Origin of the sequence: Acinetobacter amyesii (assembly GCF_023499985.1) — a bacterium.
Classification (GTDB): Bacteria; Pseudomonadota; Gammaproteobacteria; order Pseudomonadales; family Moraxellaceae; genus Acinetobacter; species Acinetobacter amyesii.
On the sequence record NZ_JAMCOU010000037.1, the window covers coordinates 26731 to 49548 of the forward strand.

The window sequence follows — 22818 nt, forward strand, 5'->3', positions numbered from 1 at the left end:
CGTGGGGTAAATGTATGGAGCATCGCATGTCAACTTTAGCTCGCCCTACAGCACTCGCTACAGGCATTGCTGCCGCTTGGGCTTTTTCTACATCTTGTTTTGCAAATGAATCGCGCATTGCTCAACCAACAATGGATACCATTGTCGTCACAGCAACACGTTCTGCAGAAAAATTAGAAAATGTGCCTGCGCGTATATCTATTATTGAACCTGCAACCATAGCGCAATCCCCTATTTCCCAAATGAGTGATTTACTGCGTAACGATGCATCTATCAATATGGTGCAAAACGGCGGTTTAGGACAAGTTGCTTCGATTTTTGTCCGTGGCACAGAATCCGACCATACCTTAGTACTGCGCGATGGCGTGCGTTTGAACTCGGCAACATCAGGCATGGCGCCATTACAATTTTTGGATACTACCGATATTCAACAAATAGAGGTTTTAAAAGGCCCTGCCTCTGTGTTGTATGGCCCAGATGCGATTGGCGGTGTGGTACAAATTATTTCCAAGACACCCACAGAAAATACAGCCTTTGCCAGTACCGAAGTGGGTGAACACAAAACCTATAAAAGCATTATTGGTGCAGATGCCACAAAAAATGGCTATTACGCACAGATTCGAGGGCAACGCTTAGAATCAGATGCCACCAAAGTGTTTGACCTAGATGAACTGAGTACAGCAAGCTATGACCAAAAAGGCTGGAGTGCAAAAGTCGGATCAAAACAAGAAAATCATGCATATTCATTGGACTACAGTCATAACGATGGTCGCAGCTTTTATGTCAGTTGTAGCAATGAAGATAAAGACTATAACTGCTTGAACTACAGCAATGTCGCGCAAGACTTTAACAATGAAATGATCAACCTCCGTGGTGAAGTGCATCTTTTACCTGCTTTAGAACTGCACGCTCGACTTTCTCAGTTTAAAGATGAGCTAGATCAGGTCACAACCACCGACTTCACACACAATAAAACCCAAGAAGCGGAAATCTATTCCAAATTTGAGCTGACGCCAAAGCAAACGCTTTTAAGCGGGATTACACACCGCAAAATCAGCGGTGATATTGTGTCTTATGGCACGGCTTATCAAGATGATAACCGCAGCACAGGTTATTACTTACAGCATCAATATCATCAAGATGGTCTTAATACACAGCTCGGCATCCGTTTAGAAGACGATGCAAAATATGGTAGCCATACCATTGGTCAAGCTGCAATTCGTCTGCAAGCACTGCCTTTAACAAGCGTGTATGCCAATATTGGAACTGCATTTAAGTCACCAACCTTAGACGAACGCTATAACAGTTGGTCAGGCAATCCAAACTTAAAGCCCGAAGAAAGTATTTCTTATGAAATTGGCGTCGATCAAAAGCTGAATCATGGGCTAAGTACCGGCCTTTCCTTGTACCACACCAAAGTCGATCATTTGATTGTGAACGGTCCAAATTACACCTTAGAAAACCTAAATACAGCGGTGTATAAAGGTGTGGAAACCTATCTGCAATGGCAAAATGGCGGATGGTCAAGCAAACTCAGCTATCATTATGTGAAAGCGCAAGATGATGAGAAAAAACAAGATTTACAGCGTCGCCCACGTCAGAATTTAAGCTTGACTACAGGTTGGAGCAATGACATTTATGGCATGAATGCAACCTTAAATGCCAAGTCAGATACCGTGGATTATCAGGCACGCAATCCCGGATATGCCACTATTGATATGAGTGCATTTTGGAATATCAATCCCAACCTCAAAGTCTTTACCAATTTACAAAATATTGGTGATGTCGAATACAAAACCTCATCGTATGGTTCAGGTTTGTATTATATGAATGGCGGGCGTTTAGCCTCTATCGGTGTCACTGTTAAATATTAATACACATCACTTTATTCAACTTTTAATCAAAAAATGGACAATTAAAATGGGCCACCGTTTAAGTAAAATTTATACCCGCACAGGCGATTCAGGTACGACAGGTCTTGGCGACGGATCACGCGTAGCCAAAGATGATTTACGTATTGAAGCCTTAGGAGATGTCGATGAACTCAATTCAAGCATTGGTATTCTGCGTTCGCACATCGCACTTAGCAGTATTGAAGACAAAGCGACTTGGGATAAATCCCTCAGCCTGATTCAGCATTGGTTATTCGACCTTGGCGGTGAAGTCTGCATTCCAAACTTCAACTTGGTACAACCTGTGTCAATTGAGTTTTTGGAAAATGACATTGACCGTATGAATGAAGCGCTGCCAATGCTCAAAGACTTTATCCTGCCATCAGGAACATTGGTGTGCAGCTTTGCCCATCAAGCGCGTGCAGTTTGCCGCCGTGCAGAACGTCGTTTAATGGCTGTACATAACCGTGACCAGAACATTCAAGCACCGTCATTGCAGCTTTTGAACCGACTTTCAGACTGGTTATTTGTCGCATCAAGAACTTTACAGCGCGCCGAAGGTGGTTCTGAAGTGTTATGGCAAAAGAATATTAATGACACGATTGATCAATAAGTATTGGATCAAAACATTGCTCAAATCCTTTGACCAATTAAAAGTCTATTTTACATTGAAATAAATTGAAACATTTCGTCCGATCATTCTTGTAATTCAAAATGATCGGCTCAAAATAATAGTGTCATTTCCCTGTCATGCTTACAGGACACTATGTTTTTATCTTTCAATTTTGCAGGCCCTTTATGCGCATAATCGGACACCGTGGCGCTCGTGGCGAAGCACCTGAAAACACCCTTGGTGGTTTTCAATATATTCAAGACTTAGGGATTCGTGCTGTCGAATTTGACGTTCGGCAACTTAAAGATCGTGCCCTAGTGATCATGCATGATGACCAATTTATGCGAACGACAGGTCAAGATAAACATCTATATGAATGTAGTTCACAAGAGTTAGAACCCTATAACCATGCTGTGACTTGGTCAGAATGGAATAAAGTTGAGCCGACGCCACTGCTCGAACAAACGCTCAAAATTATTCATAACTTCGATCATATTGAAGTCGAAGTGAAAGCAGTGAAGACACAGACTGAAGCTGAAGCACTGACTGAAACCTTGGAACAACAGCTCCAAGGTTTCGAACATTCCGCGGTGATCACCAGTTTTGACCCTAAAATTCATCTTGCTTTGCAACAAAAAAAATCCGGCTTCAAACGCGGGCTTTTGGTTGAAACGGACGTAAAATTTAAAGCGATTGAACAAGCACTTGAATTAGGTTGTATCCAAATCGGTTGGATGAACCAACTTGCCAATTCAGACATTATTCAGGCCACACAGCAGGCAAAATTAAATGTGAGTGTATGGACCGTCAACGACGTTGATCGTGCTAAACAGCTTAAAGATTGGGGCATCAACGGTTTAATTACCGACTATCCTAAATTAATGATGCAGCATTTTTAATGCTGCTTTATTCACCTAGATTTGTGTAATTCACTTCTCGATCAACACGTCGCTATTTTAATCGGTCTATTTTCTTTCCAAAACCAATACAGTTTTTCCCAGACTGTTTTGCATCGTCATCTGTTTCCCTTTTATTTGGAATTGTGTTGCGGCTTGCAAGGCATCTGAAAGTTCAGCCTCTTGAGCCAAAGCCGAATCACAGCTGAAATAACCTGCTCGGGCATTCAGATCAATGCTGTGTTTTAAGGTATCGATCACATAAGTGCCACTGATATTGTTACATCCCGTATTTCCCTGAATTTGTCGAAATTGCGAATTGAACTGAAGATAAGGTTGATGATGAAAGAACTTTGCTTTTTGTCCAGCGATTTTCACAATCGTCCATGGAATATCTTGTATCCCATCGTTCACGCGAATAACTTTTAATGGCTGCTCAATACTGTTGCCCAGTGATTTTCCGTGTAACTTTGTAGTCACTGTCCGTGTAGGAGAATTTTGACAAGCCATCAGTCCAAGACAACTGATCAGAAAGCTGCCCCAGATGCAGTATTTGATAAGTAATTTCAGATTATTTTGACAAATTTGCTGATTTTTTGGCATCTTTTTACTCCACAAAAAGTCAAATAACTTCAGTCGTATTATGTTACTGTTTAGAACAATACAACTGTACAATAACAGTGGTGAAAACGGGTTTTCCCGTGCTACTATTCTGTACGTTTAAAATCCCTTAAAAATTTAATGGGATTCGTCCTATCTATACCTCCCAAGGTTTCAGGAGTGCTGTTGGAGATGAATGCTCCCCTACCCAAAGCCCCAATGAACTGGATTGCCATTTTTGCATTGGTGTTTTTACCTATTGTCGCAGTTATTGCAATTCCGTTATATGCCATTAATCATGATTTTAGTGCCGCTGCTTGGATCAGTATGTTTGTTTTACTGGGTGTCAGTAGTTTAGGTATTACCGCAGGTTATCACCGCTTATGGGCACACCGTGCTTATGAAGCAACCTTGCCTTTAAAAATCATTTTAATGCTCATGGGTACTTTTGCAGTTCAAAATAGTATTTTATTTTGGGCTTCAGGCCACCGTACACATCACCGTCATGTTGATGATGTGGATCAAGATCCATACTCAATCAACCGTGGTTTTTGGTATGCACACATTGGTTGGATGCTTCGTGATTATCCAGCAGCAGCACCAAACTATAAAAATGCACCTGACTTATTAAAAGATAAAGTCGTGATGTTCCAAGACAAATATTACATCCCTCTAGTGATTGCCGTTCACGCAGCTATTTTGTTGCCAATTGGTTGGGCTGTAGGCGACATGTGGGGCGTTCTATTATTGGGCGGTTTAATGCGTTTAATCTTAAGCCATCACGTAACTTTCTTTATTAACTCACTTTGCCATATGTGGGGCAAACGTCCCTATACTGATGAAAATACGGCACGCGACAACTTTGTTCTAGCTATTGCTACTTGGGGTGAGGGTTATCATAACTACCATCACATTTTCCAATACGACTACCGTAATGGTGTGAAATGGTGGCAATATGACCCAACTAAATGGCTAATTTGGTCATGTTCTAAATTAGGTTTGGCAAAGAACTTACGCCGTATTCCAAGCTTTAATATTAAAAAAGCTGAGTTGGCAATGAAGTTTAAATATGCTGAACAAGACCTTGCGATTTATGGTCTGAATATGACCGATGACATCGCCACAGCAAAACAACGTATTTCTCAAGAATATGATGCGTTTTCGCAAACCTTAAATGACTGGGCAAAATTAAAAGAACAGGAAATTCAAGCGAAGAAAACCGCCGTTGCTGAAAAAATTCATCAGATGGATGACAAACTCAAACTTGAATTCCTACAAGTTGAACAGCGTTTGTCACAGCACCGTGAAACACTGAATCAATTGATGCGTAACTTGAAAAAGAAAACCGCTTAATTCTTTTAAGCCTCTCAAATGATAAAGCCTCCCTTGTGGAGGCTTTATCATTTTAAGCTACAGTTTTTCTATCTGGTCTTTGCTATAGTTTCTACATAATTTGAATTTTTAAAGATCATTATGCTGTTCAATGCCCGATATAACACCCTGCCACCTCGCCTGTACCATCATCAGCAACCTGTACCCTTAAAAGGCTCAAAAGCAGGACATTTCAATGCTGCTTTGGCTGAACAGTTACAATGGTCGGATGAAGATAAAGCTCAATGGGTAGAGATTTGCAGTGGGCAAAAAACATTTGAGGAATTTGAGCCTCTAGCGATGGTCTATGCTGGTCATCAGTTTGGTCAATGGGCCGGTCAACTTGGTGATGGACGCGGTTTACTGATTGCGCAAATAGTAGATAAACATGGGCAAACCATTGACCTCCATCTCAAAGGTGCAGGTTCTACGCCTTATTCACGCATGGGTGATGGCCGTGCAGTGCTACGTTCAGTAGTTCGTGAATATCTTGCAGGACATGCGCTGAACAGCTTAGGTGTTGCATCAAGCAATGCCGTGGGTTTTACCAGTTCTGAGCAAGGCGTACAGCGTGAAAAACTCGAGCTTGGCGCGATGATGCTACGTACATCTGACTGTCATATCCGATTGGGACATTTTGAATGGATCAGTCAGTATCAGGGTGATTTACTACCTGAATTCACGCAAAAATGCATTGAATGGCACTACCCTGAATGCTTGGATGCCGAACAACCGATTTTAGCTTTTGCCACTCAAGTCATTCAGCGTACCGCAGTGATGATTGCCAAATGGCAGCTCATTGGTTTCGCACATGGCGTGATGAATACTGACAATCTGAATATTACTGGTTCAACGCTCGATTTTGGACCTTATGGATTTATGGAGCGCTTCCGCCCAAACTGGATCAACAACCATTCGGATTACCAAGGCCGCTATACCTATCAGCAGCAGCCGAGCATTGGGCATTGGAATTTATGGCAATGGCTGAATAATCTCATTCCGCTCTGCCCTACGGACTATGACAAAGAACAGTGGAAAGAAGATTTAGCCAAATGCTTAGAGCATTTTGAACTGACCTTCTTGGAACATTATAAATTGGGCTTAGCTCAGAAAATGGGTTTGCCAAGTTTTCATAAAGACAGCTTTGACTGCGCCATGGCCTTTTTGCGTATTCTGCAAAGTGAACAGCTGGATTACACGCAAAGCTTTATTCGTCTGCAAAATCATGAATATGAAGCCATTAAAGATGACTGTTTAGACCGTCGCGCATTTGAAGGTTTCTTGGCCCAATATGAAAGCATCCGTGCGCATCAGGACACCGATGCTTTAGATGCTGAAATGGCAAAGGCCAATCCGCATTATATTTTGCGAAATCACATGGCGCAAAAAGCCATTGAACTGGCAGAGCGTAATGATTTTTCTGAAATTGAACGCTTATTTATATTACTAAGCCAGCCTTATCTGAAACAGCCTGAACTGGAAACAACAGAAGATTTAGGCCCCTTGCCAAGTGATGTGCCTGAAGTGATGGTGAGCTGCTCGTCTTAAACATTTATCCAGAAATTCATGCATCAATCGAAGCAAAATTGTGGATAATTTAGACATTATCCACAATACCGAAATGGATGGACTGTAATGCCGTCCATCCTCTAAAAAATAATGACAAGAAAACGTATCGCTATTTTTAGTTTCGCTACCCTCTTCTGTATTGTGGCGGCCTACCTTGCCTATCAAAAATTTGAAAAATATCTACCTACACCTACCAATGCACTAGCCTTTCCACCTGAATTAAGCGATGCACAAATTCAAAAAATTCGCACAGAAACGCCGATCGACAGTATTCAAGTACATAAAGCTGAGCGTTATTTAGAGTTAAAACATCAGGATCAGGTCATTCGGCGTTACCCGATGCGTCTGGGTTTTCAACCGCTTGGACATAAAGTTCAAGAAGGTGATGGCAAGACGCCAGAAGGAACTTATCATATAGATTGGCGCAATCCGCAAAGCGCATTTTATAAATCTTTGCATATCTCTTACCCCAATGCGGCCGATAAACAGAAGGCTAAAAATCTAGGGGTTTCTGCAGGTGGTGACATTATGATTCATGGTTCGGCGACCAGTTTACAAATGAAAGCTGCACCACAACTGATGACGTATTTCCCGCAAAAAGATTGGACATGGGGCTGTATTGCAGTGCGCAATATTGATATGGATGAAATTTGGCAATTGGTAAATAATGATACCGTTATTCATATTCATCCTTAGGTTTTAACGTTCAAGCTTATTTTTAGGTTATCCCCTATGATTGCATTACACGCTGCAGCAGCTAAGTCGGCCTTAGCCTTGCCTGAAACCACATGCAGCCAGCCTTTTGGTGAAGGCTGTGATGTGTTTAAAGTGATGGATAAGGTTTTTTTGCTGAGTTTTCACTTAGAAGGCAAAGCAGCGATCAATTTGAAAGTGCTGCCAGACAATGGCGCAATGTTTAGAGATATTTATCCCTTTATTCGTGCGGGTTGGCATATGAATAAGCAGCATTGGATTTCTGTATTTGCAGATGAAGAATTGGAAGAAGAACTGCTGCAAGATTTGGTGCTAAATTCTTATGAATTGGTGGTGTCGAAGTTAAAGAAAGGACAACGGCAGAGGATTGAATTGCTGAGAAGTGTTTAGATAACATTTCCCTTTCGATCTGGTTGATTTTGCAAATTTAGTATAATCGCAATTATGTTAAGTGAAGTAAAATTCTATGGATTTTAATATCCATAGAAATCTTTTAGTATTCATATTTAAAATGAAATTTCCCATTATGAAAAAACCAATAATTTTTTCGATATTATTACTAACTTGTTCCTTTTCAAATGCGGATGACAATGAACAATGTGATGGAATTGCATATGCAGCAGACACATTGATGACTTTTCATCAAATGGGTTCAGATGTAGAAAAAGCTAAAAGTATTTATAGCAACCTCTTCAAAGAGGAAGGTGAAATTTTCAATCAGATAGTAGATGAAGTGAAGAAATCACCTGTCTATACCAAAGAGGAAGAAGCAGAAAAAGCTATAGAAGACTTTAAAAATAAATGGAAAAACTATTGTGTAGAAAACAATATAAAGTGATTCGCAATTGAATTGATTATCTGCATAGTGATTCTAAAGATTTCCTAAAATTAACATAATACACGTTATACGAAATAATTTGTTTTATCCAATATAAATCATAATCTTATATAAATTCGCCCTAGAATTGAGTGCACTAGAGCAGTTTTTATATGAATATTCACTCAATTTGCGTATTTTGTCAGAATTTTTCAAAATCATTTTTTAGTGACAGTGAACAAAGGCTCTTCCCTAAGCCTTCATGGTATTAAATCTTCTTCAATTGTATCACTTTAAACAGTACAAACAGCAATAAAATCCATACGGGCTGCATCAGCACCGACAACATAAAACCCTGATTCCACATGATGTACAAAATCATCAGCATGAATACTAAGACAAAGTAGTTGGTGAACGGCGCAAATAAAGCAGGAAATTTAGTTTGAATAGCCTGCTGCTGCATCGCTTTTCTAAACTTCAAATGAATCAAGCTGATCAGCATCCAATTCAGCACCGCAGCGCTCACCACGATATAAATCAAATAACTCAATGCTTTTTCAGGCAAGAAATAATTCAGCAGTACACAGCCAAAAATCAGCAAAGCAGAAAATAAAACCGCGGCAATCGGCGTACCGTGTTTATTCACCTGCTTAAATGCTTTTGGCGCATTGCCTTGTTCTGCCAAGCCCAGCAGCATGCGGCTATTGGCATACATGCCGCTATTACAGACCGAAACGGATGCAGTCAAAATAATAAAGTTCAGCAAATGTGCCGCCCAATCAATCCCCATCTGATTAAAAATCATCACAAAAGGACTATGATCCAAACCGCCAAGTTTCAACTGATTCCACGGCACCAGCGACAGCAGTACCGCCAAGGAACAGATATAAAATAAGAACACGCGGATTACGGTCTGATTCACCGCTTTCGGGATATTTTGATCAGGATTTTCAGTTTCAGCCGCCGCCATGCTGATTAATTCAATGCCGCCAAAAGCAAACATCATAAAGGCTAGCATGTAGAATAAGCCTTCAAAACCGTGCGGGAAGAAGCCGCCATGTACCCATAAATTACTAATCGAAGCGGTAGAGTCTGCGCCCGCTGTAAGTAGCAGGTATATACCAAAAATAATCATGGCAACAATCGCCACAACCTTAATCATCGACAGCCAAAATTCAGATTCTGCATACAGTTTGACATTAGCTAAATTGGCTAGCGTAATCACAGCAAAAAACACCAAAACTGAAATCCAAGCAGGCACATGCGGCCACCAGTAATTGACATATTTGCCTATCGCGGTCAGCTCGGTCATCACTACTAAAATATACAGAATCCAGTAGTTCCAGCCCGTTAAAAAGCCCGCAAACTTGCCCCAATACTTAAAAGCAAAATGACTGAATGAACCTGTGACTGGCTCTTGCACGATCATCTCGCCCAGCTGGCGCATAATCAGAAAAGCAATCAAACCACCAATCAAATAGCCCAGAATTATCGATGGTCCAGCCGACTCAATAATATGCGCAGAGCCTAAAAATAGCCCTGTCCCGATTGCGCCACCCATTGCAATCAGCTGAATATGACGGTTCTTTAATCGGCGCTGCAGTTGAGGCATTTCGCTGCTCACAACACGTTCTCATCTTATAAAAAAGTGGATTGTAGCCTGTGCAGCTCTTTGCAGCCAAATATTCGCAGATCATTTCTGTATGAATCATTATGGAATACAGCGCGTGAGCTGCATTTCTCCATAGCACTTGGTCAAATTGATAGGATGGACAATACGGGCCATAAGATTCCACTCGAACAGCCGGCAGCTTTAGCCGCCAGTATACTAAAGTGGCTGAATATATTGTCCCTTTAAATATAAACAGCCCTCAATAGAGAGCTGCTTTTTAGCATTCACTTCAATTGATGGATGATTGATAGTGAATGCAGAACGTCAAACCTATTTATTCATGCTGCGGTGTCATGTAAATTTTTTATTTACGCTGTGGCACTTCAGCCCACCGTGCATAACTCTTCGTGCTTTTCAGCACAGTGCCCGCTTGTTTTGCAGCTGCGCCACTATAGTCCTGAGAGAAACTATCCGAATTTTCATCAAAACTCGCACCATCAAATAATGGGAAAGTTCCGGCTTTTTTCTGTATCACCACATCATCAATCATCCAACCGCGGAAACCGTTATAAAGTTGATCGACCGTTTTGAATTGGAATTTCAGCTGAACATTGGCCTTGCCTGCATATTCATCTAATGAAATTGCTTCTTGCTGAACAGCAGCCGGTGCGAGGTTAAAGCCTAAATTACTGTATGGAATCGGCGCGCGCTCATATGCCGAGGATGGATCTGCCAGCGGGTTTAAACGAGCTAAAGTCTTAAAGCTATTGCCGCCGTCGGTAGAAACTAAAATATTCATCAAATCGAATCCCTGATTATTTGGATTGACAGACTCAATTTCCCACCATGTTTTAAAGCTTAAACTCAAAGGCGCTTGATACTGGCTTAGATTAATGGCAGGTGAGATTAACTCACCCATATTATGGGTATTAGATGTTCCGCCATCAAACTCTGGAGCCAAAGATGAATCACTTAAAGCGCCAATAAAGTTGCCATTTACTTTGTCGCCATACCAATATGCCGTATTACCTTGCAGTGGCTCAGGCACCTTGCCTTGACTTTGGTCATTCGGCGCTAAGCGTACACGCTGATTCACTTGATTATTACGGATGTTGTGACCTTTGTTTAGCAACTGCCAATCAACATTGGCCACACTTGGCTGCGACCTTGTCCATGCATTGCGAGTAGCAGAATCCGCTTCAAAAGTTTCACGCCAAACTGCATCTGCAGACACTGTTTCAGGCAGCACTTCAAATTGATAGCCCGATGCAGAAGAAGCAATGACCGTAACTTTTTTCGTAATAGTGTTAATTCCTGCACCGTTAATGGTGAGCGTGGCATTTTTCAATGCTTCAAGCAGCGCACTGGATACATTAAATGAAAGCGTGAAATATCCATTGGCATCAGTCAAAGCACTAACAAATGCGCCATTGGTCGCTGTACCGCCAGACAATGACACTTGCGCATTCGCCAAAGGTTTCCCTTTAAAAATCACTTGACCAGACAATGTTCCGACCACTGCATCATTGACTGGTGCATCACTTAGTGTCTGACAGTCTTGGTCTAAGCAGTTGAGAACCACATTCAACACAATGCTCTTATTGGTATTTTTAGGATGGATCAAGAATGCCGAAACTGCAGACTGTCCATTTTTAGTGACCAAAACATAATATGTGCCTGCAGCCAATTTAGGCAGTTTAACGATGCCTTGAGCATTTGCAAGATAACTTTGACCTTTAAAATGAGTTGCTGTCGGTAAACTATTGATCGGTGGAAAGAGCTGCTCAGAATCATCTGCTGTAATTGTATTCGTTGCTATTTTCAGACTGCCTGCTTGTACTTTTTGCCATTCTTCATCACTTAAAATCTGAATCGACGCAGCATTTAAAGCAAGATTATTCACATCTAATAAAGTCAGCTCTTCTACGCTCTTTTGTACCATAGCATCGGCAACTGGCTCTGGCGGTACACTCCCTGTCTCATCACGATCACTACCACCACATGCCGTTAAACCCAAGACACCCGTGACCATTATTATTTTTACAAAAGCGCTATTTTTCATCTGTTCTGCCCTCTGGCTGTTCCATTTTTAAAAATTGTTATGTCTACATTGAACTCTGCCAGCCCAAACATACTGGTTAAAATTCCAGCAAAATAATAACCAATTTTCATTAAATGCGCAAATTTCACATTTTATGCCTTTATGGCTTTCGGTTCTTCTTGTATTTAAAATTAATGCAACTAGCTATACACGTAGCAAAAAAAAACAGGCCGAAGCCTGTCCTTATAGTATTTACAATCTATTTTAATCTTCTGGATATTCAAAACGGTAGCCGACGCCATACACAGCTTGAATCCACTCATGACGGTTGCCAGTTTCAGCAGCATCCGAAATTTTACGGCGCAGGTTTTTAATGTGGCTGTCAATCACACGGTCAGCCACTTCAAAACTGTCTGGATTGATATGATCCAGTAACTGCGCACGTGAATACACCTGCCCTACATGCTCTAAAAACAACTCTAGTAAACGAAACTCTGTTGGCGTTAAGCTCAACGCTTTTTGTTGATACCAAATGCGCTGCTGTGCTTTGTCCATACGGAATAAATCATTCACCTCTGGCTCTGCTTTACGTTCTAAACGACGTAATACTGCTTGCACACGTGCCACCAATTCTTTCGGACTAAACGGTTTGCAGACATAATCATCAGCACCCATATTAAGCCCCAATACACGGTCAATTTCTTCAGTGCGTGCAGTCACCATAATAATCGGCAAATCAGACTGCTCACGGACTTTACGGCAAATGGTTAAGCCATCCATACGTGGCACCATTAGGTCCAAAATCATTAGACTCGGCTTACGCTGCGTGAAGCTGTCATAGGCTTCTTGACCATCATGAAACATGCTGACTTCAAAGCCTGCAGCCTCTAGATAATCACGCACTAGCTGTGCAAGTTCCACTTCATCTTCAACCAACATGATATGTTTCATGCATGCTTCCTTTTAATATTTCATCTGTTTGGGAAATGTCAATTTGCAACGCAAACCGCCCAATGGAGAATGATCAAAACTCAACTCTCCACCCAATGCTCTAGCTATTTTTACGGATAACGCCAATCCTAATCCTGTACCACCAGTTGCACGCGTACGTGAATCATCCACACGATAGAAACGCTCACCTAAACGTGCCAACTGTTCATCAGTTAAACCAAATGGGCTGTCATCAACATACACGGTCCACTGGGTTTCATCTTGCTCAGTATGAACATGCACTTCACCACCAGCTTCCGTATAACGAATACTGTTACCCAATAAGTTGACCATAATCTGTTTAAAACGGTCTATATCTAATTGTAATGAAGTCCCTTCGCCCATTGCGGTAATTTTCAAATCTGCTTGCTCAAACTTCGGCTTAAAGCTTTCAACCTCTTGCATCACTACATCCCACGGATTAATCGTAGTGAGATAACAATTTAATTGCTGTGCATCAGCTTGCGCCAAATCAGCCAAATCTTTGGTCAATTTTTTCAGACTACTGACTTGATTCAACATCGAAGTAAAATGCTCTGGCGTTGGCTTACGAATACCGTCCTGCATCGCCTCAATTTGAGCCTGTAACACGGCCAATGGCGTTTTCAATTCATGTGAAGTATCAGCCACCCATTGACGACGTGACGTTTCATGCTGATCGAGAATTACGGCCAACTGATTCAATTCATTCGATAAATCACCAAGCTCATCATTACGGTTCACTGCAACTTGATGTTGATAATTGCCCTTGGTTAATTCACGTGTTCCCATTAACAAACGCTGAATCGGTTTTTTAAAGTATGTTGCCAATAACAATGCTGCAATCAAACTTGCAATAAACGTAATAACATAAACCAATAATAAATAACGTTTTTGCTTACTAAAGAAGTTAATACTGATCGCATCATCTTGATCGAGTACAGGTTTGAGCCCCAAATATCCCACGATTTGATTATTCACCATAATCGGACGATAAGAGATTTGTTCATCTGTCGGCTCACCCACAACAAATTGGCGATGTGCATCATATAAAGATAAACGCGAACTCAAGCCCAAGCGGTCAGGCATTTGGATAAATTGTTTCTTACCACCATTATTACTGTTACTTTGTGAGGATTGATCTGCATCTTTTTCATCTGTGTTCGACTCTTTTGGACGGAATACATTTTGGTTCGTACTTAAAGGAAATTTTAAACCTTCAAAGGGTTGGAACTCAGATGGTAAGTTTTGTTCCAGCCATTTCAGCTCTTCAATTTTTTGCTCTGCCGTATGCTGTGGTGTTGCCAGCATCGATGCTGCATTTAAACTATGATCTTGGAAATAGCGCTGCTGCAATGCAATGTCATATTGACGACGTAGCCACCACCGAGAGAGACGATCATAGTCATCTGGCGCTGCCTGCCCTTCAATTTGCAGAATCTGTGCCTGAATCGCATTGCCCCAATCATGATAGACCGTATACACATCGGCTAAATTTTCAATGACATGGTCAAGCTTTTGCATCTCGACATCGGCCACATATTTGGTGAAATTACGCTGCATATTCCAATGCAAAACGCCAAGACTTACCGTTGTGATGACGAGCGTCGTCAACAGCACAGTCAGAAACAAGCGTAGGGCAATCGGGATACGACGTATTTTCAAACGAGAACTCTCATTTTTCTTCTATATTCATTATTGTAGCGAACACGCAACTAAAAAACTCTCCATTGTTTCTACATCTTTATTATTTAATCTTTAACCATCGGAAAAAGATCTAATCTGGTGGGGTAAAGACTATGAAACAAATGACCAAAATTGCTTTAATCGGTGCAAGCGTATTGAGCATGGGTGCATTAACTGCCTGTCAATCGACAACCGCACCAAAAGATAACGATCATGGCCGTATGATGAAACAACATCATGGTGATCACGATCGTCGTATGTCACCTGAGCAACGTGAACATTTTAAACAAATGCGTGCAGAGCAACGTCAAGTGTTTGCTGATATGCAAAAAGCCTGCGATGGTAAGGCTACAGGTTCAACAGTTCAAGTAAAAGCTGGCGATAAAAATATTGATGGTACATGTACCATGGTGTTCAAAGCAGACCGTCAAGACATGAAAAAAGCACGTGGTGAACACAAACCAATGCGCGGTGAACATCGTCCAATGCGTGGCGACATACGTGGTCAGATGCAACGCGGTGAGCCACTGACTGATGCAAAACGTGCAGAGCTGACTAAACAGTTTGATCAGCGTTTAGCGGAACGCCAAGCCAAACAACAAGCGATTATGAAAGTATGCCAAGGCAAAACCGATGGCAGCGCGGTTGCGATTAAAGTTGGCGAACAGCAAATCAATGGTAAATGTGAAGTTCGCTTCCAACCTAAAGCCCCTGTTGCCCCGACGCCAGCACCAGTGAAATAATCCAAACTTAGATCGCAATATCATTGCGTAAAAAAGGCACTCCCATGAGTGCCTTTTTTATTGGACATATCTTTTTACGCTTTTTGACTATTTGTGTCATTCATTTTCATCTAAAAGCGTTTACACTCAATGCACTTAGCTTTTTCAAGGGATATTTCTTTGACTTTACAGTCACCAACAAATCACCCTGAAATGCTTGTACCCAATAAGAAGATGTTGCACGATTAGAACCATTCCAATACGTGTCATTGAAGACACGTTCAAATGTTATTTAGGATTACTAACGCTGGTAGAAACCAGTATTGAGGAAAACGATATGCCACAATACAAAGCGCCCTTACGTGATATGCAATTTGTTCTGCATGAACTTTTAAAAGCAGAAGATCACTATGCACAACTGCCTGCATTTTCTGACACCGTAAGTCGTGAGTTGGTTGACCAATATCTAGAAGCTGCTGCTGACTTCTGTGAAAATGAACTTTCTCCTCTTAACCAAGTCGGCGACCGTGAAGGTTGTACTTGGAATGATGGCGTTGTAACAACACCAACTGGTTTTAAAGAAGCGTATCAAAAATATATCGAACTCGGTTTCCCGTCTTTGTCTGCTGAAGAACAGTATGGTGGTCAAGGTCTGCCAGTTTCACTAGGTAACATCATTTCAGAAATGGTGGGTACGTCGAACTGGGCATGGGGTATGTACCCTGGTCTGTCTCACGGTGCTGTCCGCACATTAGAACATCACGGTTCTCAAGAACAAAAAGACACTTACCTGCCTAAACTTGTTTCAGGTGAATGGACAGGTACCATGTGCTTAACAGAATCTCATGCAGGTTCTGACTTAGGTATTATCCGCTCTAAAGCTGAACCACAAGCAGATGGTAGCTACGCAATTTCTGGCGAGAAAATTTTTATCTCTGCTGGTGAACACGACATGGCTGAAAATATCATCCATATCGTACTTGCTCGTCTTCCAGGTGCACCAAAAGGCACGAAAGGTATTTCATTATTCATCGTACCTAAATTCAATGTAAATGCTGATGGCTCAATTGGTGAGCGCAATGCGGTACGTTGTGGTTCGATTGAACACAAAATGGGTATCCATGGTAACGCGACTTGTGTCATCAACTTTGATAACGCAAAAGGCTTCTTGATTGGCCCTGAAAACCGCGGTCTAAACTGCATGTTCACATTCATGAACACTGCACGTATCGGTACTGCTGTACAAGGTCTTTCAGCTTCTGAAGGCGCTTTCCAAGGTGCACTTGCTTACGCAAAAGACCGTTTGGCAATGCGTTCACTTTCAGGCCCTAAAGCACCTGAAAAAGAAGCAGATCCAATTATCGTGCACCCTGCAGTGCGCAACATGCTGCTTACGCAAAAATCATTTGCTGAAGCTGGTCGTGCTCTGGTTTACTTATTGTCTTTCCATGCCGATATCGTGGAACAAGGTGCAACTGAAGAAGAACGTAAGTTCTCTGACAATATCTTGTCATTATTAACTCCAATTGCTAAAGCATTCTTGACTGAAACAGGTTCTGAATCTGCAAAACACGGTGTTCAAGTATTTGGTGGCCACGGCTTCATTTCAGAACACGGTATGGAGCAAATCGTACGTGATACACGTATCTCTTGCTTGTACGAAGGTACGACTGAAATTCAAGCAATTGACTTGTTAGGCCGTAAAGTATTGGGTACTCAAGGTGCAATGTTGAAAGACTTCACCAAGATCATCCATAAATTTGTTGAAGCTAACAAAGACAACGCTGCCATGAAAGAATTTGTTGAGCCGCTTGCTGCGCTAAACAAAGAATGGGGCGACTTAACCATGCAGATTGGTATGAAAGCAATGCAAAACCCTGAAGAAGTAGGTGCTGCTGCAGTCGATTACCTCTACTTCTCTGGTTATGTAACGCTTGCTTATTTATGGGCTCGCATGGCCTTAGTTGCACAAGAAACTTTAGCTGCAGGAACAACAGATGTTGATTTCTACAATGCAAAAGTAACGACTGCTCGCTTCTACTTCAAGAAAATCTTACCACGCGTTCGCTCTCATGTAGAAGTGATTGCAGGTGGCCTAGATCCTCTTATGGCATTGGATGCAGAACACTTTGCATTCTAATGTGAATATCTAAAACATATTCAAAAAATTGTACTCGTGAGTGCAGAAATAGAGAAAGGACGGTCATAGCATTGGCAGTCCTTTTTCTTTATAAATAGTCCCATAATTTTACTTTGGTCAATTTTCGCCACGCTTTGTGTTGATACAAATTGCCCCAAGTCCACAGATTCAAACAATAAACAGGTGAACGAACATGCCAATTTATAATGCGCCGCTTGCAGATATGAAATTCATCTTAAATGATGTTTTTAAAGCAGAACAATTCTGGCAAAACAACGAAAATCTTGCTCACGTTGATGCTGCTACTGCAGAAGCCATTCTTGAAGAAATGGCAAAATTTGCGCAAAACGTCACTCATCCTTTAAACCGCACAGGTGATGAAGAAGGCGCAACCTATAGCAATGGCAATGTCACGACTCCTGCTGGTTTCAAAGAAGCATTTAAACAATATGCAGAAGGCGGCTGGATTGGTCTAGGCGCAGATGAAGAATGGGGCGGTCAAGGCATGCCAAAAATGCTGACTGTTCTGTCTGACGAAATGCTGTTTGCAACCAACCCATCATTCATGCTCTACCCGCTTCTTTCTGTAGGTGCAGGCATGGCATTAAACAGCTATGCATCACAAGAGCAAAAAGAAACTTATTTGCCAAAAATGTATACAGGCGAATGGTCAGGCACGATGTGCTTAACTGAACCGCATGCAGGTACAGATTTAGGTATTATCAAAACTAAAGCTGAACGTAATGAAGACGGTACTTATAACATTACTGGTACGAAAATCTTCATCACTGGCGGTGACCATGACCTTTCTGAAAATATCATCCACTTAGTTTTAGCGAAAACGCCTGATGCGCCTGCGGGCTCACGCGGAATTTCACTATTCATCGTACCTAAATTCTTGGTGAATGCAGATGGTTCATTGGGAGAGCGTAATGCTGTAGGCCCTGGTTCTATTGAACATAAAATGGGGATCAAAGCGTCTGCAACATGTGTGATGAACTTTGATGGTGCGAAAGGCTACCTGGTTGGTAAAGAAAATGAAGGCCTTGCAGCGATGTTCGTCATGATGAACTACGAACGTCTGTCTATGGGTATTCAAGGCCTAGGTGCTTCTGAATTTGCTTATCAAAATGCAGCGCAATATGCGACTGATCGTTTACAAGGCCGTAGCGCGTCTGGCGTTCAATCACCTGCAAAACCTGCAGACAGCATCTTAGTTCATGGTGATGTACGTCGTATGTTGCTGAACGCACGTGCCAACAATGAAGCGTCTCGTGCATTTGCGGTTTATGTCGGTCAACAATTAGACATTACCAAGTTCTCTACTGACCCAGAAGCAGTCAAAGCAGCCAATAACCGTGTTGCGCTGTTAACACCTATTGCGAAAGCGTATTTAACAGATACAGCTTTCCAAGCAACGCTAGATGCCCAAATGGTCTTCGGTGGTCACGGCTTTATTCGTGAATGGGGTATGGAACAATGTATTCGTGACCTGCGTATCGCACAGATTTACGAAGGGACCAACGGCGTTCAATCTCAAGACTTAATTGGTCGTAAAACCATTAAGTGCAATGGTGAATTCATTGCTGAATATATCCAAGAAATTCGTGATTTTGCCAACAACTTAGATGCCAGCTTGAACTACATCAAAGATGCAACATTAGATGCAGCAGCTGAAGTTGAAGCGGTGACTCAATATGTACTTGAAGCTGCTCGTGAAAACATTGAGTTCCCGAACTCAGCAGCAGTTGATTACCTACATGCTGTAGGCCTACTCAGCTTTGCCTATATGTTTGCCCGCATTGCAGATGCAGCAAAAGACAAAGATGGTGAGTTCTACCAAAACAAACTTGCACTGACTCTTTACTTCACGCAGCGTATTTTACCTGAATTGGCATTACGCATTGCTAAAGTAAAAGCAGGTTCTGAAGTGATCATGAACTTCTCTGAAGATTACTTTACCAACCAAGCTTAATTAGCCGTACAAAATCAAAAATGCCCGATTTATCGGGCATTTTTTTTTATTTTACTGCTCTTATTACATAAACACTGAGTGCAACTTTTTCAAAAAATCATAAGCATACTTACTTATTCACAATCTCCTAATTCCATTCGATATGTAAAACAAGGATGGAACTGATCGTCTAGCATTGGAAATTTCGCCCAATGCGTTTTATCTTTATCTTGTTTAAATCCTACCTTCATTAAGACATTTTGTGATGCTAGATGTTCCTCAGCACAAAACGATGAAACAACCTTCGTGACATGATTCTGCTTTAAATACTTAATTACCCCAATTAAGGCCTCAGTCATATAACCACAACCATGAAAATTCACCCCTAACCCAAAATGTATTTCTCCATGGTTTTTTTGATTGAAGAAATACAGTAAGCCCATCGCTAACTGCGTATTCTTATCACTAATCACCCATGCAAAATCAGGATTATGTGTCGACCAACAATGATCTTCCCACTTTTCTAAAACACTCTTCGTCTGTTGAATCGTTAAATGTGGTAACCGCTGCAGATAACGAGTTGCTTCTATATTCGAAAAATATGTATCAAATAATGAAATTTCATCTCCTAACTGATACTTTCTCAGGCATAAACGTTCAGTTTCAATCATATTGGGCATGATTCTTTAGCCTGTTATTTCATGGGATAAAATTTTTTGATCGACTCAACCATTTCAGCATTTGACCTTTCCAAAGCTTTTTCCACATTCATCGCATCTATAGCGCTGCGATTTTGACACAATTTAAATTTCCCGATCATCGACTGAATATCGATTTCAATTGCTACAATTTTTTCCAGTTGTTCTGCAATAAAATCATTCGGTGCATCACCCATTTTCCATGGCACGGGTTGGCTAGCTTCATGTTGTCGAGTCAATCGAGCCAAAACACCTCGTATATATTTTTCATCTGCAACTTTACGTATCTTGCCTTTGACATGTACCACGCGGTAATTCCATGTCGGTACAACGCGATGATGCTCCTGTTTTCCCTCATACCAGCTTGGCGAAATATATGCATCATCGGCATGAAAAATCACATAGGCTTGCGCTGACTGATTTAGCAATTCAAACATTGGATTAGCCTTGGCAATATGACCGCGCAATATGCCCAATTCGCCTGACTCAGCGTCATATTCTAGTGGTAAATGATTCACTTCCAACTCACCATTGGGTGCAGTCAGTATTACTGTCGCCAAAGCATACTTACGCATAAGATCAATCAGATCAGGGAGTTCATCATGTTTAAAATGCGTTGGTTGATACATCGTCGCTTCATTCTTATAGGACAAAATTTAAGCTCAAACTTAACATTAAAAACTTTATTAAACCTAAAAAATATTTTTGTCATATGCGCTTCATGTGCATGAAATTTGCTTGGTATTTAATGACTTGTTCTTCATTGAATATTCACGCAATTTACACAGGAGGAATATATATGACACATCGTGATCCCAAAGTAGAAAAAATCGAAGCCCTCCTCGACCGACTTGGCAATATTGCTGTAGAAGGTTTTCATTATCTTGCGCTGTTTGTCATCGGCTGTATGATTTTATGGTCTGCGGGTCATACCATTTTTGAAATTATTACGGTTAAACAATTCGCCACGATTGACGATATTTTATTATTGTTTATTTACCTTGAACTCGGTGCCATGGTCGGTATTTATTTTAAAACCAACCACATGCCAGTACGCTTCCTGATTTATATTGCCATTACTGCCCTGACCCGTTTACTGATTTCGGACATTCAACATGACCATAAAGCAGATATGGGCTTGGTCATTACTACAGGTTCGATCCTCATTCTTGCTGTGGCCATTTTGATTGTGCGCTATGCCTCTTGGACTTACCCTTCGGTTATTCGAGACAAGCATTCCGAAAAGCCACTGCCTGAAGGAAAAACCCCTCGCCCACAAGATGATGAATTGGCTTAAACACTAAATCGTTCCCTCTCCTTTTAGGAGATGAGTAGCACTGCTACGCAAGGGAGAGGTTATAAACCTTATCGATTAGGCACCAGCACATAGCGACCATTTTCAAAGATCCAGTACATGCCACTTGGGGGTGCAGGTAAACCTAAACGCTGCCAATCACTGATAAACGTATAGGTCGAACTCGAAATACTCGCGCTGGCAGGATCACCATTCACCCAACTATAGCTCTGCGAATTTTGAGTAATGGTGGTCGGCGCATTGTATTGAATACTAATGCCACTTTGTGGATACTGCGGATAAGGTCGATTTGGATATTGCGGATAAACCGGCGGGCGACTTGGATAATGAGGATAATGTTGAGGATAATTCGGCGCATGCTGCGGATAGCCAGGCCGATTCATCGACGGTGGGCGGTGTTGTGGTTTTGATGTATCCACACTTTGATAGTTTGACCATTTGTTTTCCGCAAAAGTACTGGCTGAAGTCATTATCAGCATCACACCTGCCATTGCATAGAATAATGTTGCTTTCACTCAAGCTCTCCTTCACGGTATATAGATTAAGTATAAAACCCATTTTAGGAGAAAAAATGAATAAAAATCCATCAAATGCAAGAATTTGTTAATTTTCCGACCAAGCTGATCGCACCTTCATGCTAGCCTGTTTTTGATTGGATTATGCTAAGATTGATTTTATTTCGTAGTGGATCAAACGCTGTGTCTGAATTAAGTTTTGACCGACTTCATCAATTTTTTTCGAAAGTACCAAGTATCCAAGAAGCCTTAATCGACTCATATGGCACCGATGGCAAAAATGCGTGGTGGTTCAAATTTCAAATTAATGTAGATCACCCTTTAGCATGGCAAACCGTTCAAGAATTGGGTCATGTATTGAACTATATTTCTAAAAATGAACGCTTACCGACTCAATTTTTACCGGTTTCTCCGCCACCATATATGAATGGCGAAGCAAAACAATTCTTGTCTTGGGTGATTCAATGTAACCACGCCGATTTTCCACCAGATGTCATCTGTGACTGGTTAGAAGCTCGTTTGCCACAACCAGTAGATGATGCCGATAAATGGAAAATCAAAACCGATATTAAAGAATTGGATCAAATGTCAGATAAAGATTTAGATCAAATCGTTCCGCCGAATCCTGTACCGAAGAATTAAAACTGATTAAATTCCTCCTAACCTCCCTTTAAAAAAGGGAGGAAAGTCCCTC

Annotated in this window: 21 protein-coding genes; 13 read left to right on the forward strand and 8 right to left on the reverse strand. The window is 41.4% G+C overall.

Annotation, left to right across the window (positions count from 1 at the left end; all coding sequences use genetic code 11):
* Positions 1–26: 26 nt before the first annotated feature.
* The 3 genes from M5F03_RS14100 (at position 27) to M5F03_RS14110 (ending at position 3404) form a co-directional block, all read left to right on the forward strand.
* Complete coding sequence (locus tag M5F03_RS14100; RefSeq protein ID WP_372491154.1) at positions 27–1874, forward strand: TonB-dependent receptor plug domain-containing protein; 1848 nt, start codon at positions 27–29, stop codon at positions 1872–1874.
* Positions 1875–1920: 46 nt separating this feature from the next.
* Positions 1921–2505, forward strand: coding sequence for a cob(I)yrinic acid a,c-diamide adenosyltransferase (locus M5F03_RS14105; protein WP_067767700.1), 585 nt, complete (start codon positions 1921–1923; stop codon positions 2503–2505).
* A 185-nt stretch (positions 2506–2690) separates the two neighbouring features.
* Positions 2691–3404: a glycerophosphodiester phosphodiesterase gene (locus tag M5F03_RS14110; protein WP_180063997.1), complete on the forward strand. Its 714-nt coding sequence runs from the start codon at positions 2691–2693 to the stop codon at positions 3402–3404.
* Positions 3405–3470: 66 nt separating this feature from the next.
* Here M5F03_RS14110 and M5F03_RS14115 read toward each other — a convergent pair whose 3' ends face one another.
* Complete coding sequence (locus M5F03_RS14115; protein ID WP_249708697.1) at positions 3471–4004, reverse strand: META domain-containing protein; 534 nt, start codon at positions 4002–4004, stop codon at positions 3471–3473.
* A 189-nt stretch (positions 4005–4193) separates the two neighbouring features.
* On the opposite strand from M5F03_RS14115, the gene M5F03_RS14120 reads away from it, so the two are divergent.
* From M5F03_RS14120 to M5F03_RS14140, 5 genes are all read left to right on the forward strand, one after another.
* Complete coding sequence (locus M5F03_RS14120; protein ID WP_180078779.1) at positions 4194–5354, forward strand: acyl-CoA desaturase; 1161 nt, start codon at positions 4194–4196, stop codon at positions 5352–5354.
* A 120-nt stretch (positions 5355–5474) separates the two neighbouring features.
* Positions 5475–6920 (forward strand): protein adenylyltransferase SelO, encoded by a 1446-nt coding sequence (locus M5F03_RS14125; protein ID WP_249708699.1) that lies wholly within the window; start codon positions 5475–5477, stop codon positions 6918–6920.
* A 111-nt stretch (positions 6921–7031) separates the two neighbouring features.
* Positions 7032–7637 carry a L,D-transpeptidase family protein gene (locus tag M5F03_RS14130; protein WP_249708700.1) on the forward strand — a complete coding sequence of 202 codons (606 nt, stop codon included), beginning with the start codon at positions 7032–7034 and terminating at the stop codon, positions 7635–7637.
* A 36-nt stretch (positions 7638–7673) separates the two neighbouring features.
* Entirely contained in the window at positions 7674–8045 is a 372-nt protein-coding gene (locus M5F03_RS14135; protein WP_218950078.1) for an MmcQ/YjbR family DNA-binding protein, read from the forward strand.
* Positions 8046–8181: 136 nt separating this feature from the next.
* The gene (locus tag M5F03_RS14140) at positions 8182–8493 is read left to right on the forward strand and encodes a 3-hydroxybutyryl-CoA dehydrogenase (RefSeq protein ID WP_180035831.1); all 312 of its coding nucleotides are present in this window, start codon (positions 8182–8184) and stop codon (positions 8491–8493) included.
* Positions 8494–8740: 247 nt separating this feature from the next.
* On the opposite strand, the gene M5F03_RS14145 is transcribed toward M5F03_RS14140, so the two are convergent.
* The 4 genes from M5F03_RS14145 to baeS all read right to left on the reverse strand — a co-directional run bounded on the left by M5F03_RS14145 (position 8741) and on the right by baeS (position 14759).
* Positions 8741–10096: an amino acid permease gene (locus tag M5F03_RS14145; RefSeq protein WP_249708702.1), complete on the reverse strand. Its 1356-nt coding sequence runs from the start codon at positions 10094–10096 to the stop codon at positions 8741–8743.
* Between the two features lie 352 nt (positions 10097–10448).
* A complete protein-coding gene (locus tag M5F03_RS14150; RefSeq protein ID WP_180035829.1) occupies positions 10449–12146 on the reverse strand; it encodes a carboxypeptidase regulatory-like domain-containing protein in 1698 nt (565 codons plus the stop codon).
* A gap of 243 nt (positions 12147–12389) precedes the next feature.
* A complete protein-coding gene (locus tag M5F03_RS14155) occupies positions 12390–13076 on the reverse strand; it encodes a response regulator (RefSeq protein ID WP_078191240.1) in 687 nt (228 codons plus the stop codon).
* A 12-nt stretch (positions 13077–13088) separates the two neighbouring features.
* Positions 13089–14759, reverse strand: coding sequence for a sensor histidine kinase efflux regulator BaeS (gene baeS / locus M5F03_RS14160; RefSeq protein WP_180035828.1), 1671 nt, complete (start codon positions 14757–14759; stop codon positions 13089–13091).
* 134 nt (positions 14760–14893) lie between these two features.
* Here baeS and M5F03_RS14165 point away from each other — a divergent pair, with 134 nt between their 5' ends.
* From M5F03_RS14165 to M5F03_RS14175, 3 genes are all read left to right on the forward strand, one after another.
* Positions 14894–15523 carry a hypothetical protein gene (locus tag M5F03_RS14165; RefSeq protein ID WP_249708704.1) on the forward strand — a complete coding sequence of 210 codons (630 nt, stop codon included), beginning with the start codon at positions 14894–14896 and terminating at the stop codon, positions 15521–15523.
* 316 nt (positions 15524–15839) lie between these two features.
* A complete protein-coding gene (locus M5F03_RS14170) occupies positions 15840–17642 on the forward strand; it encodes an acyl-CoA dehydrogenase C-terminal domain-containing protein (RefSeq protein WP_078194152.1) in 1803 nt (600 codons plus the stop codon).
* Between the two features lie 193 nt (positions 17643–17835).
* Positions 17836–19617 (forward strand): acyl-CoA dehydrogenase C-terminal domain-containing protein, encoded by a 1782-nt coding sequence (locus M5F03_RS14175; protein WP_078194153.1) that lies wholly within the window; start codon positions 17836–17838, stop codon positions 19615–19617.
* 113 nt (positions 19618–19730) lie between these two features.
* Here M5F03_RS14175 and M5F03_RS14180 read toward each other — a convergent pair whose 3' ends face one another.
* Together M5F03_RS14180 and M5F03_RS14185 are read right to left on the reverse strand one after the other, a co-directional pair.
* Positions 19731–20276: a GNAT family N-acetyltransferase gene (locus tag M5F03_RS14180; protein WP_249708705.1), complete on the reverse strand. Its 546-nt coding sequence runs from the start codon at positions 20274–20276 to the stop codon at positions 19731–19733.
* Between the two features lie 14 nt (positions 20277–20290).
* Positions 20291–20923 (reverse strand): FMN-binding negative transcriptional regulator, encoded by a 633-nt coding sequence (locus M5F03_RS14185; protein ID WP_180121869.1) that lies wholly within the window; start codon positions 20921–20923, stop codon positions 20291–20293.
* Positions 20924–21093: 170 nt separating this feature from the next.
* On the opposite strand from M5F03_RS14185, the gene M5F03_RS14190 reads away from it, so the two are divergent.
* A complete protein-coding gene (locus tag M5F03_RS14190) occupies positions 21094–21591 on the forward strand; it encodes a phosphate-starvation-inducible protein PsiE (protein WP_078194156.1) in 498 nt (165 codons plus the stop codon).
* Between the two features lie 68 nt (positions 21592–21659).
* On the opposite strand, the gene M5F03_RS14195 is transcribed toward M5F03_RS14190, so the two are convergent.
* Positions 21660–22124, reverse strand: a complete 465-nt coding sequence (locus M5F03_RS14195) for an RcnB family protein (RefSeq protein ID WP_372491155.1) — start codon at positions 22122–22124, stop codon at positions 21660–21662.
* A gap of 183 nt (positions 22125–22307) precedes the next feature.
* On the opposite strand from M5F03_RS14195, the gene M5F03_RS14200 reads away from it, so the two are divergent.
* Positions 22308–22766 carry a hypothetical protein gene (locus M5F03_RS14200; RefSeq protein ID WP_180035824.1) on the forward strand — a complete coding sequence of 153 codons (459 nt, stop codon included), beginning with the start codon at positions 22308–22310 and terminating at the stop codon, positions 22764–22766.
* Positions 22767–22818: the final 52 nt, after the last annotated feature.